The organism is Vibrio pomeroyi (assembly GCA_041879425.1).
Classification (GTDB): domain Bacteria; phylum Pseudomonadota; class Gammaproteobacteria; order Enterobacterales; family Vibrionaceae; genus Vibrio; species Vibrio pomeroyi_A.
In genome coordinates this window covers 2645042-2657907 of the sequence record CP090854.1, presented here as the reverse complement: position 1 = coordinate 2657907, position 12866 = coordinate 2645042, and the positions used below count along the sequence as shown (strand labels likewise).

The window sequence follows — 12866 nt, the reverse complement described above, 5'->3', positions numbered from 1 at the left end:
ACGATAAGAGTGTAAGACGTCAAATTCGGGGAAACCTTACTTTTACGAGTTGGCAATCCCGAGCCAAGCCCAGTTATACTGGGAAGGTGTAGAGACTAGACGGCGTCTACCTAAAGCTTTAAAAGCTATGGTAAAGGGATAGTCCAGCGCACAAAGCCTCTATAGGTGGTAGCGAAAGCTATAGTGTGATGAAGGATGTGGTCGTAGGTTCGAATCCTACAGGGCGTGCCACTTTCGAAAAGCCAGTATCTATTAGTTTAGATACTGGCTTTTTTCGTATGCCTGCTAGAAAATTTCCCATCATTTAAAAACTAATAAGCCAACGAATCCTTGCTTCTCTATGTCATTGCACCAAAGTAAAAATACTGCTAGCTTATATAAAGTTACTTAGGTTAATTATTGGTGCAATGGACTTATGCCTAGAAAAACAAAAAATCTAGCCAAGAGAGAGTTAAGAGATTCAGACGGCGTGGTGTTTTATTCATACAGATCGAATAACACAGGTAGGATTGTTGAGCTTGAAGAGCATATAAATGCAATGATTTTGAGTAGCCAACCATACAATACAGTTAAAGCTAAGGCTTCTGATCTTGCTAAATTCTATGATTACTTTATCGAGGCATCGATAGTGATGCACTCAGAAGAGTACAACAACGCAGTTAGTGACAACCCCGCCATAGCAGCAAGTCATGAACTCAGAAGTACATTGACGTTAATTTTTGCTGGGTACGCCTCATTTCTACTTGATGGGAAGCACTCTAAAAACCCTTTAGCAAGAATATGTGCTGAGAACTTAGACTCTAGTCCTCTAAAAAGAGCTTCTGTCAGTCGCATGATATCTAGTTTGTGTGATTTCGTGTCCGCGTCAAATGCCCTTGAGCATAGTTTGCAACGCCAGCGCAATGTGGATGGGTTAATAGATGTAGAACAAGGATTAACTGCTGTTGGTCAAGAGCTTGGAAAAGTCAGGCACTTATCATACAGAGAACGCGCTACCTTAGTTGAAAGGTCTTACATGGCATCTTGTATATCTGGTGGTGCAAAGGTCACAATGATTAAGAACTTTTTTAAACTTCCATCCACACCAAAAGCAGAACACGATAAGTTCTTTCCCCTTGAATGCGTTGGGCAATTCTATATCAATGTCAAAACCCATCGCGATAGAGCCATATATGCACTTTGTTTTGGAGGTGGATTGCGCATCTCTGAGGCAGCTTCTATCAGGTTTCAAGATATTGACGTAGTAAAAGAACGCGTCAAGCTACACGACAAAGGCACAATCAGTTATTTAGAGTCAATTAGTTACACTAATGTAGCAGGTAAATCCATTGACCATTACTCAGTTCACTTGATTGAGCCGTTTAAGACTCTATTTTTTGAAGAGTTAACACTTTATTTGGAAAATGAGCGCCCGGAATCGGGTTCTGAATATCTCTTTTTACAGTCGCGTGGAGTCAAAAATAAACTCACTGAGGAAATGGTTTACCCTCCATATTTTCACTCAAAAGAGAGCACCATCAGTGAGGCTTGGAATCGTAATCTTACAAGAGCGGGTTTGACAGACGAGATTTTCGATGAACTTGGAACTCACTCAATGCGTCACTTCTATGCGGTCTTTATGCGCAACTTTGCTCCGCGTCCTGAAGGCGGTCAGGGTTATTCAGATCAGGAGATTCAGTACTATATGCGCCACTCTGAATTCAAGAGCACTAAAAAATATTCCAAGGAAAGCTTTGTGAAAATGGCGCAAAAGATTGAAGAAACAAACAAAGCATTGATGGAGCATGAAACCGCCTTTTACGAGGGTAGGCCTACCAACAAGTTCACTATGATCGAAAAGCAGAGTAAAAAATTATGATCTTCAACGATAACTTCACAACAGACAGTTTCAGAACGATTGTTGACTCCTTTAGCATTAAATTAAAGGAGAGTTGCGATAGTGCCTTTCCTGCTTCATACAAACGAAAATTTAAAGGTGCTGACGATGGAAGTGATGATTGTATTGCTACCTTAATTAAAATATCCCAACTGCAACTTGATGAAATTAAAGATTTTTTGGTGGAAATGGAAACTCTGCTGAAAATGGAGGTTCGTGGCGATACTAAAGAAAAATATCTTCCTGTGTTGGACAAACTGGTACCATCATCCAATAAGATTAGACCGAATGACATCTTCAATCGCATGCACAATATGCGCCTCTTTGTGTCTTATCTTGCTTTGCAAAAACTTGTAGCATTGAACCCAATGGTAGGTTCCCACCCTAAATCAGCAAATGCTGCGATACGTATTAGCACTACAGCTATGAGCCAATTTATCCCACCGCTGGCCAGTGATTTCTGGCTTGGTGCGACAACGAAGCGATTTGAAACCAACGTCTCGTGCATACAAGTACCATCATTCAAAAAATGGTATGCGAAGTATATTCAATTGGAAAACTTGTCAACCGATAAGCTCAATCAGTCTTTCAAGCGACTAGCGGACATTATTGTGGCTCATGGAATTACAGACGCAAATGAAATAACCGTGGATGTTTTGCTCAGTTATCATGACGATTTAATGAAGCATCATAACAACAGCCCAGCCAGTTACAATATCAGCCCTGCGATTGACTTGCTAGTTCGCGCAGAACTTATGAGTGAAAACGATATCTACAATGAGTTCATCGATAAGCGAGTTGCAATACAGAGGGTTACAAAGCCAGTATCAAATACAGCAGTATACGGTGAGAAATCGAGCAAGTTATGGAGCTTGGTCGGTAAAAATGTTCAAGGAATCAAAGAGATCGCGGTTCCTACAAGAGATAGAAAAACCCTTATAGATTATGGTTACTGGTCTGGTAAGGGAGGCAGTGATGCAGCATTTTACCCCGAGCAACTGAATGATGATAATTTTTGGATAGCTGCGCAACATGACTATATTCGTGCAACCTCAAATGAAGCTGCAACAGTCAAACAAAAGAAAATGCGACTCAGTATTCTGAATAAGTACCTATTCTCGTATCTACCCGCTTACTTTAATACTGACTTTTTCGGAAAATTTATCTACCCAGAGCGACCAGAAGATTTGCTGCATAGTATTTACGTTCAGCGGAGCAATGTCTTTGAAATTGAAAATCGAGACAAATTTACAGAGGGCTTTCAATACCCAGTAACGCTTCAACAGTTTGTCTATGATATGACCTCTGCTGTTCACCGAGATGATACTAAAAGTAACAACAGTGGTAGGGATGCTTTGCTAATCATCAGCAATTTTTTTGATTATCTTACTACTTTAGATTCGGGGTTGGTGCAGAACTTTAGAAACCCTCTTGTAGGAAAGGCTAAGGAAAAAAAGGGTAACAGGTATGTGAAAAATACCAAGTATGTCTTTGGTTTAGAATATTGGCTTGGTTTGCGTAGTTTTTGTAAAGAGGTCACAAATCAGATTCTAGAGGAGTCACAGAGAGCGATAGAAACAGGCGTAAATTGTAGGAACTATGTTGTAGTAGATCGAAATGTCAATATTGACGGTAGCGTTCCTATGAAAATAGGTAGAGTAAACCTAAGCCAAATGCCTCAGATAAAGCTGGTTAAGAATGATGCGGTCAGGAAGAAATTAGGCACTAAAGATGAGAACGTGTATATCCACAATCACATCGCATGGTCTCTAATGAATTTAGGCCTTCACTCTGGGTTGAGAAGGTCAAATGCTATTTGGCTGGATGATCGAGAGTGCTTCAGTTTATATTCTCCCAATGGTGGTGCTTACCAACAGTTGATAGTGACAAACGATAAGGCAAAAAATGAGTCGTATCCGGTCACTGTATCTAAAGAGACGATGGAGATTTTAGTCAAGGTATATAAGATCAAAAAAAGGGCAATGGAGTCCAACCCGAGTATTTGTGGTGAAATTCCATATGGTGGTTATGAGGACTCTAAATGGGGAAATGTCTCACCATTATTTAGAATAAAAAAGTTTCATAACGACGCCGCGTGTCCTCACTTTTTTAGTGAAATGATCAATGAGTATGAAGCGTTCCTAACCCGAAATGGTGTTAGCTTTGAGCCTACAACACTCTTTACCCCTGCACTTAACTATTCAGTGAATGAGTTCCTACACCTTACGAGTTTAGGCGAGTTTGATACAAAACTATGTGATATTTCAGTTTCATACCATGATTGTCACAAGGCCGTTGCATTTACACCTGTCATTAGAAAGACTCGAGTAACACCGCACTCATTGCGAACTATGACGGTCAGTGTTTTTGCACCAATTTTAGGGTCGAATGTGGTAGGTAAATACTTGACTGGTCAGTCTGAAGCGACAGTAGACTTCTATACAAAAAGTTTACCTGATAGCGCATCAAAGGAACTGATTAATCAGATAGTTACGATCATAGATGATGCTAAGGCAAACGATCAGAATGCCATACTGTCTGTGCGTGATCTGGAAATTAACCAGCAGGCTTTTGAGAAGGAATTGAATGATTCACCAAGTAAGACAATAGATAAGTATAACGCTCAATCGGTAAATTTCGATATGGGAGAAACTGTAATTCAACTCAACGGACTTACCGAGTTGGGGAGAGCTAACACCAACAACATTGCTTACTTCCGTACCCACATTTGCCCTACAGGTGGAGAATGTCCTAAAGAAATTATTAATAGCATTGGTGAGAAAAACTGCCATGCATGTCCATTAACTGTGTGCACAAACAACAACCTCCCTGCGATCAGTTCAACAATTCGTCTTTTGTGTGATGACATTAAAACAATAAATACAAAGTTAGATAACTTTGAAATGCTTGAGACAGAAAGAAAAGAACTCGAAAACGAGAAAATGGAGTGTGTTATCAAAGCATCATATTGGGAAGTGCGTAAGAACGTGATCGAAGATGCTAACGCCAATGTTAACGGTATCTATTATGTGTCTGACGATGGCTTACAACTATTGAATTCAATGAAAGCTCATGGTGCCAGTGAGCAAGAAATGCTCATGTTAAGACTAAAAGAGACGGAGGGGATTCCGCATTTGCATAGTGATAAGCTAAAAATGCAAGCATCAAGACTTAGAAGAAAAATAGAGGTTAGGGCTAAAGATCGAGTGGGCCAGTCTGCTGATGATCTGTCTGATATAGAGTATTTAGTGGCAGTGGCAAAAACGAAGGCTGATCTTCGAGGATTAACCAATAATGAGATATTGGCTCTGATGAGTACCGGAAACCAGAGGTAGCGTTATGGCAACTTTAATAGAGCGGAAACAATCTCTTGCGAAGAAGCGGGTTGAATTTATTGAGAAAATTCTTGATGAGTTAAAAGCATCAAATTCAAGGTTCGCATCGTCGCGTAAACTTTCGGAGTATGTGGCACAAAAAATGACAGAGTATGGGATGCCTGTCGATAGTTCCACATTGAGGAGGTCAGGTAGTCGATATAAGGCTCTGATCGATAACTTTGTTGGTAAGAAAGAGGAAAAGCCTGACGCAAAGGTCAGGCTCGAATTAAAGGTCAGACAGCAAAAGTTGGATATAGAGAGGCTGACCTCACGGGTGGATGAACTCAAGCATGAAGTCGATGGGAAAGAGAATGAAATTCGGTTGCTGTTAGTTGAAGTGCAGGACAAACGAAACAGTGCTATAGCCTCTATTGCTCCACCTAAGGCCACAACATATACACAATCTGAATTAGCTACGATCAAACAATTGCATGAGAGTGACAAAGCGCAGCTAAGTAAGGCTCTTGAAGTTATCGAAAATTTACTAAAACCTGAACTTCGAACAGCGCAAAATGCGGAAGGTTCTTTCGTGGTTAAGAATGGTAAAGTCATTGACTTGCTGACGGATAGCGAGCTTTTCAATATGGAAAACCTACCTGACTATTTCAAGGACAAATAATCATTCCGTATGCTGGCTTTCTTGAAAAACTGTCCATAAAGGTACACTTTAGTTACACAAAAACAGCACCTGCCGAGGTGCTGTTTTTGTGTGTAACATAAGGTCTATTTTTGTTTGTTGACAGCCTGTAACTAAATGCGTAGTGTTTTTGTTACGATACCTCGGCGATTTCATTTATGACAACTCAAAAAGTCGGATACATACGAGTGTCCAGTGCAGAGCAGAACATTGACAGGCAATTAGTCGGTATTGATGTAGACAAACTATTTGTAGAGAGAATGTCTGCTAAGACTGTTCGAAACAGACCCGTACTCACAGAGTGCATTGAGTACCTTCGTTTAGGCGACGAGCTTTATGTTCACTCTATTGATAGGCTAGCTAGGAACCTCCTCGACCTTCAAAGCATTATCGAGATGGTAAACGATAAAGGCGCTTCGGTTATATTTCTAAGTGAAAAATTAGAGTTTTCAACTAAAGAAGATCCTTTTGCCAAATTGACGATGCAAATGCTCGGGGCATTCGCTGAGTTTGAGCGAAAGCTGATTAATATTAGGCAGCGTGAAGGTATGCAAGCAGCAAAAGCAAAGGGAAAAAATATTGGTCGCCCTTCTTTATCTCAAGATGTAGTTCAGGCAATCCGACAAAAAGCCAGTGCAGGTATTCCCAAGTCACAGATTAGCAAAGAGTGTGGTGTATCTCGACAAACAGTGTATCGCGTGCTCGGTGCTAAAAACACGTAAGGAATAGGAATGGCAAACGGTCAACAGTTGGCTCAAGAAAACTTGAACAAGTTCGAGATATGGAAGGCCACTAAGTCTGATTTGGATTATAGGAGCATGATTCATCGAGGTAAGCTCAACCGAGGTGAGATATCAAAGCAAGCTGATATAGGCAAGTCTGCATTTAGACAAAACCCTGCCCTTGCCAAAGCCCTAGAAGATCTAGAGAACTACCTGCGTAGTGTAGGAATTCTTCCTAGTCCGGTTGGAAAATCATCCGCCACTAGAGCATCCCCCAGTAAAGAGCGAGACAAGAGTGCTTCTAAAGTTAGGCATCTAGAGGCTGAAAATAACAAGTTGAGGTCTGAGATATTGGAGCTTAAAGCCAAACTGGCTCGTTATTCCGAGCTGGAAGATGTCATCAATACGATGGGTAATATTTTATGAATGTGTCATCTCGGTATTACGTCAGAGTCACAACAGTATACGGCTTGAGAAATGGTATGTACAGATTCAATGGTATGTTCGTGCGGATCGAGGACTATGTAAACCGTGTACCAGCTAAATCCTATGCTTCGGTAGAAGTAAGCGAAAAGAAGCTCAATGCTGAACCGAGAGCAGGTCAGGTATGGGAGTTGTTAGGAAATGTGGACGAGAAGGCTGTAAACCATCGTGGTTATGAGCTTACACAATATTCTTTTACCCAACCGGAAGCTGTTATGGTGCTACCAGAAACAGTAGAAGAGTTTATTCAATTTGTTTCTAGGGAGCCAGATTTTGAGGGTATTGGAGAGATTAAAGCGCGAAGAGTCTTCGAAGCATTTGGGGTAAAGTTATTTGAGTTACTTGAAACAGGAGAAACGAAGGAGATAAGTGACCTATTCACTCCTCAACTGGCAAGTAAGCTCGCAGAAGGGTATCGAAAATACGAAAACCTAAACGATGCTCTCTATTTTGCAAAAATGGGCATTCCGCCATTAGTTCAGCAAAAGCTTTTTAAGTACCACAAGTCTGAGGCTGTACAACAGATAAAACAAAATCCTTATTTGTTACAGCACTTTGGTGTCTCATTTAAAGATACAGATACATTAGCAACTGAAGCTTTCAAAATAGATCTGTATGACCCGCGAAGAATGAACGCAATAGTTGAAAAGGCAATGCATCAGCACTGTAAGGAAGGGCACACAGTCGCTCAAATTGACGAGCTGTGGCACTTGGTTATGGAAGTTTGTGAGGATGATGAAAATTTGGCTGAGGAGTGTCTTATAAATGCTCACAGCTCGCTCGCTATCTATTACAACGATAAGACTCAGCAGATTCACCATACTGGCCTGTACATCATGGAGAGCGTGATCGCCAAGCGTATAAACTATTTGGTGAACTTAGGGAACGGGTGGCGCTCTGGGGCTGATGAGGCCTACAAAAATGCAGTAGCTCAATTCAAGTTCCCTTTAACTGAGAAGCAAAATGAAGCAATAATTCGGAGTCTTGAGCATCACGTATTTATCCTAACAGGTGGAGCTGGCACGGGTAAAACAACTGTAATGAAGGCAATTGTCGATAGCTATATGGCTCTTGACTTCAAAGTGTACGGAATTGCACTTAGTGGTAGGGCAGCAAAGCGATTGCATGAGTCCATCCTAGTTGAAACTCAAACGATACATAGATTCTTGATGCTGAATGACGCAGATATCAATAGCCATGAGTCAACGTTACTTGTGATTGATGAGGCATCTATGGTTGATGTGCCTAGCCTCTATAAATTAGTTATGAAGCTGCCGAAGAGTACACGAATCATATTCGTAGGAGATGATGAGCAACTACCGCCTATCGGCGCAGGGCTAGTTTTGTCGGAGTTGATACAGTATGGAGATCTACCAAGAACGCACCTTGACGTTGTTCGTCGGCAAAAGGTTGAAACGGGTATTCCTGACTATGCAGATGATATTAGGAATTCGAGAGTTCCAAAGGAACTGAATTATAAGAATGTTTTCTTCACCGAAACCAGTAGGGCTAATATCGTCAACGACATAGTTGATTTATATCTCAAGTTGAAAGCCAGTACTGATGTTCAAGTCATATCACCAACAAGAAAGATTGCCAGTGAGGTTAACCAACTTTGTCAGGCAATAGCGAACCCTTATGGAAAAAAATTTTTGATCATATCTCCCGAAGGGCTAGTTGAAGATATTGGACTCAGGTTGGGTGACCCCATCATCTTTACAAGAAATAACTATGAGATTGACATACAGAATGGGACTTTAGGTAAGATTATTGAACTCCACGATAAGGAGAATAAAAGTATCTTGGCTAGGGCGAAAATTGATACAGGGCGAATCGTTGAGATCAAGTTGGAGATCTTGGATGATATCGAACTCGCGTATGCTATCACGTTGCACAAAGCTCAAGGAAGTCAATTCCCAACGGTAATCGCACCCATCATAGATCACCGACTCATAGATAAGTCGTGGGTATACACCGCCAACACAAGGGCGTCTGAAAATATGTATTGGTTGGGCAGTGAACAGGCATTCGCCAAGGCAATAACGTCTCCGACAAAAGTGAGTAGGAGAAAGGTTTATTTGGCTGAACTATTACGGAACTCATGTTAGTCGGTTAAAGAACGTGTCTGGATGTAAGGCGAATTTATGACGATGTTAATAGGGTTGACGCTATTAGAAAGTCAGTTCTATTTTTCTCAACGACAGCCTTACGCTGTGATTGAATTTCTATCGTTTTAAAAATGTATAGCTGTTAAAAATAAATTTAGTGTGACTAAAAAAGTAAGGCAGATAATAGACTGCCTTGTAACTAAATTTGCTGTTGACTCTTATTTTAATTAATCAGTCATGTTATAGTCTCTGCCTGATAGAAAATTAAGTGCGTCAATTTTTAGCTTCTGATATTCTTCTTTTCTTGGTGATTTTTGAATATCAACATCTAGTCTGGCTCGAACTAAATTATCGTTATCTAATATTTCATTAAGATAGTCTGGTTCGCAGTTAATCAATAGTTGGTAACGCTCTTCTAGTTTTAAAAACCAATTTTTAACATTGTTTTTGTTATGAGTCGCTTCAATCCTGAATAAATCCAAGTTTCTATCTATATTACTGCTCTGATTAATTACTTTTACGTCGATTGCATCAATGTTTCTACCTTCGTCAAAAGTATAGTTAAAGTCAAAAAGTGTATTCTGCTTTATCCCATCTATATATGGATGTACATAGCCGAGCATTGATTTTGCTTTTTTGTACTTTTGATTGCATCGATTACCAGAAGGTATCAGGTTTGAGAGTGTCAATGCGAGAAATGGAAATTTTGATTTCGGGAAAAAGTGGTCTAGGTCTGGTCTTGTTTCCGCGCCTTCCTCATTAATGGTTTCTATATCCTCATTGTTACAATACGGGCATATATCCAAATTCATACTGTTAGTGATCTCTCGCCCAAAAATTTGTGACATTGCATTGTAATTAAACAAGTTAGGAAAATCATTTACCCAATCTGGATATAGCCTTTTAATTTCATCATTCAATATATGATTGCCAGACATCATTGAATTTAGTAAAGTTAATTGCTCCTTAATTTGAGACGCTACAGTTGTACCTTGCATATCATTAATTATTAAAGGTAAGTAGATAGATTGTCGCTCATTTGACAACAGTTGAAGGTCATCAATAACTCTTGTATGGATGGTTCTTATTCGATCTTTATCTACATTTTTTCTAATCGGCATTGACACAACTGATGGGTCTAAGTCGATATCTTTGAGGTAATATTCAAGGCAATATCTTTCTGATAATACGTATAAATGATCGTAAATAGTGAATATTTTCTCATCTAATTGTTCTGCGCCACATAGCACTAAATCATGGATAAATTCCTCAGAGAATATTTCTAATATACGTTCTTGATCTACTTCTGGTGCTGTTAATATCATATTGTTAAATAAAGGGATCAACCTTTCTGTAATAACATTTGTCACATAGCGGCTCAGAAAGTCTTCACTGTAAGTAGGGTTAATTTTTATCATGCGAACCTAATATCAATTTTTGTATATTTTTGCTCTTAATTTTCTTTATCAGTTCGGTGTCTTTTTTGGTAAGTGTATTGTTATTTGAGCGAGTTAACAATTGGTTAATCGCTCTTTTAGAATGCTCACCGAATGTTGAATTAAGGTGCATCCCTTCTACATAAAGATCAGTAATATGAGAAGCAAATCCAAAAGATTCTACCACTTTAGTTTTACCATTAATTCTATCAAGAGAGACTATGTCTTCTGGCAAAAAGTCACTAATTATTATGGGTGAGTGTGTGCTTAAGATGATTTGAACAGTGTCACTTGGAAATTCTACTTTTATGAACTCGAGCAATTCAGAAAAAAAAGTCCTTTGCCAGTCTGGATGTAGATATAGGTCTACTTCGTCCATGACTATTAGATGATTATTAACGTTATGATTTTTTTGGTTATGGATGTACTCATATAACTCAGAGAATATGTTTAATTTTGCAAACTCACCTGTACTAAACCCAATCCATCCATATTTGAAGTTATTTAACAGCAAAGAAGGAAGCGTTGAAATGTTGTTTGCTAGTTCAATTATTAAATCGGCATTAAAGGTCGATAATTCATTTTTTTTATCCAAATTAAATTCATAAATGAACATGTTTATTATATTTGAAATTCTACCAAGATTATCGAGTACTTCTTGGAACTTCAGCATAATAATTGGTGAATCAAATTTAATAATATCATCTCTACTATCGATGCTTGATTCGCCTCTTACTTTATGTAGTATATTTGTTACATAATTTGCACTTAAATCTCCATTTGTCATCCCGATGAGAAGCCTAATAAAAAACTCATCTCTATTGCTCTTTTTAATGATGGTAAGTTTAGATAAATAATTACAAATTGATAAAATATTTGCCCTCATTAATTGAGAGCCGATATTTTGTATTTCTTCTAAGTTGATACTGCAAAAACGGGTTTCGAGGTGATGGCTTAGAATATCTAAATGTTGTTTGGATTGTATATGCTTCGATACAAATTCTTCGTCATTCAATAATGATTTTAAGTAAGCTGTTGAAGAAGCACTAAATTGAAACGTGAATTTGACTTTAGGTTGATCCAAATTATTGAAAGAAGTACTAGTATTGAAATATTGAATTAGCCTGTTTGTACGCTGAGCAATAACTTTTTTGCTTCCTTTTACATACTGTGAAAGGGACATGTCATAAATGAATGAATTGGATCTTCTCTTGATCGAAAATTCATTAGTCTCTACGCCTGTTAAATTGTTTGCTTTAATAAATTTAATTTTATGACGTTTGACAAATTTGGATAAATCTTTTTCTATAGTATAGTTTTTGTTGCTTGAAATTGAACTCTCATTTATATATAAATTGATAGGGAAGATATGATATGTTTCTGTCGTACTTTCGAACCAAACAATAACTCCACTAGAATCAGTGCCTTCATACGCGACTTCTAGAAAATCAAGGATAGTGCTTTTGCCTACACCATTTTTTCCAATTATGGCACTACACTCTAACCCTTGATAGTAATCAAGCTCATTTGAACAGAACTGTAGGTTTAATTGATCGCTTGAATAATTACACTTATGTGATCCATTGATCGGTATATCAATGTTTTCTAGTGCTCTATGGTTTTGAATATGAAGAAAAGCTAATTTCATTCGATCATCGCTATTGTACGTTTTATCAATGAATTAATACTACTAAATTTCAGAGTGTTATTGAATAGGTGGAGATTTTTCAATCCATGTTTTACTAACTTACTCAGTTATCTAAATTAGCTTTGCCCAGTTACTTGTTACGATGAGAGTAGAGCGACTGCACGCTCTAGTCATGGCCTTGTTGTACCCAAAGCGTATTGTTCTCGTTAGTGTCAGCAACCTATCCCTGCTGTCATGTGTTTGCTCACCAAGGCATACCTATTGATTTAATGTGTTCAGCAATCGAGGTTGCTCTAGCGGGGTTCTGAGCTAGGTACTCCAAAGGTGTCGTACCATCAAATGGCTCACTATTATTGTGCATGCCCATGAATTCTTGTTGGTTAACGGGGTTGTTGAATGCCATTAATAGGGACTCATGTATGTGCTCAAGCAAAGCATCATCGATACTTGACGTAATAGTGCTTGCCTGTTGTTTCGTTGCGCCCCATTTGGTCAATAATTGCAGTGTTCTATCCATGTCTCATACCCTGTGATTTAGCTATATAGGAAAGTTCTTCACAAATTGGGGCGTATTTAGCT

9 protein-coding genes are annotated in these 12866 nt (G+C 38.8%); 6 read left to right on the top strand and 3 right to left on the bottom strand.

Annotated features, from left to right (window positions below; genetic code table 11):
- Positions 1 to 415 precede the first annotated feature (415 nt).
- The 6 genes from L0992_11535 to L0992_11510 all read left to right on the top strand — a co-directional run bounded on the left by L0992_11535 (position 416) and on the right by L0992_11510 (position 9203).
- Entirely contained in the window at positions 416 to 1858 is a 1443-nt protein-coding gene (locus L0992_11535) for a site-specific integrase (GenBank protein XGB66347.1), read from the top strand.
- Positions 1855 to 5211 (top strand): hypothetical protein, encoded by a 3357-nt coding sequence (locus L0992_11530; GenBank protein XGB66346.1) that lies wholly within the window; start codon positions 1855 to 1857, stop codon positions 5209 to 5211. The genes L0992_11535 and L0992_11530 overlap by 4 nt, the downstream gene beginning before the upstream one ends.
- 4 nt (positions 5212 to 5215) lie before the next feature.
- Positions 5216 to 5872 (top strand): hypothetical protein, encoded by a 657-nt coding sequence (locus tag L0992_11525; protein ID XGB66345.1) that lies wholly within the window; start codon positions 5216 to 5218, stop codon positions 5870 to 5872.
- Positions 5873 to 6048: 176 nt separating this feature from the next.
- Positions 6049 to 6612 carry a recombinase family protein gene (locus L0992_11520; GenBank protein ID XGB66344.1) on the top strand — a complete coding sequence of 188 codons (564 nt, stop codon included), beginning with the start codon at positions 6049 to 6051 and terminating at the stop codon, positions 6610 to 6612.
- 9 nt (positions 6613 to 6621) lie between these two features.
- A complete protein-coding gene (locus L0992_11515; GenBank protein XGB66343.1) occupies positions 6622 to 7038 on the top strand; it encodes a hypothetical protein in 417 nt (138 codons plus the stop codon).
- A 56-nt stretch (positions 7039 to 7094) separates the two neighbouring features.
- Complete coding sequence (locus L0992_11510) at positions 7095 to 9203, top strand: ATP-dependent RecD-like DNA helicase (GenBank protein ID XGB66342.1); 2109 nt, start codon at positions 7095 to 7097, stop codon at positions 9201 to 9203.
- A 227-nt stretch (positions 9204 to 9430) separates the two neighbouring features.
- On the opposite strand, the gene L0992_11505 is transcribed toward L0992_11510, so the two are convergent.
- The 3 genes from L0992_11505 to L0992_11495 all read right to left on the bottom strand — a co-directional run bounded on the left by L0992_11505 (position 9431) and on the right by L0992_11495 (position 12804).
- Complete coding sequence (locus tag L0992_11505) at positions 9431 to 10621, bottom strand: hypothetical protein (GenBank protein XGB66341.1); 1191 nt, start codon at positions 10619 to 10621, stop codon at positions 9431 to 9433.
- The gene (locus L0992_11500; GenBank protein ID XGB66340.1) at positions 10608 to 12287 is read right to left on the bottom strand and encodes an ATP-binding protein; all 1680 of its coding nucleotides are present in this window, start codon (positions 12285 to 12287) and stop codon (positions 10608 to 10610) included. Before L0992_11500 ends, L0992_11505 begins: the two co-directional genes overlap by 14 nt.
- Before the next feature lie 244 nt (positions 12288 to 12531).
- Positions 12532 to 12804: a hypothetical protein gene (locus L0992_11495; GenBank protein ID XGB66339.1), complete on the bottom strand. Its 273-nt coding sequence runs from the start codon at positions 12802 to 12804 to the stop codon at positions 12532 to 12534.
- Between the last annotated feature and the right edge of the window lie 62 nt (positions 12805 to 12866).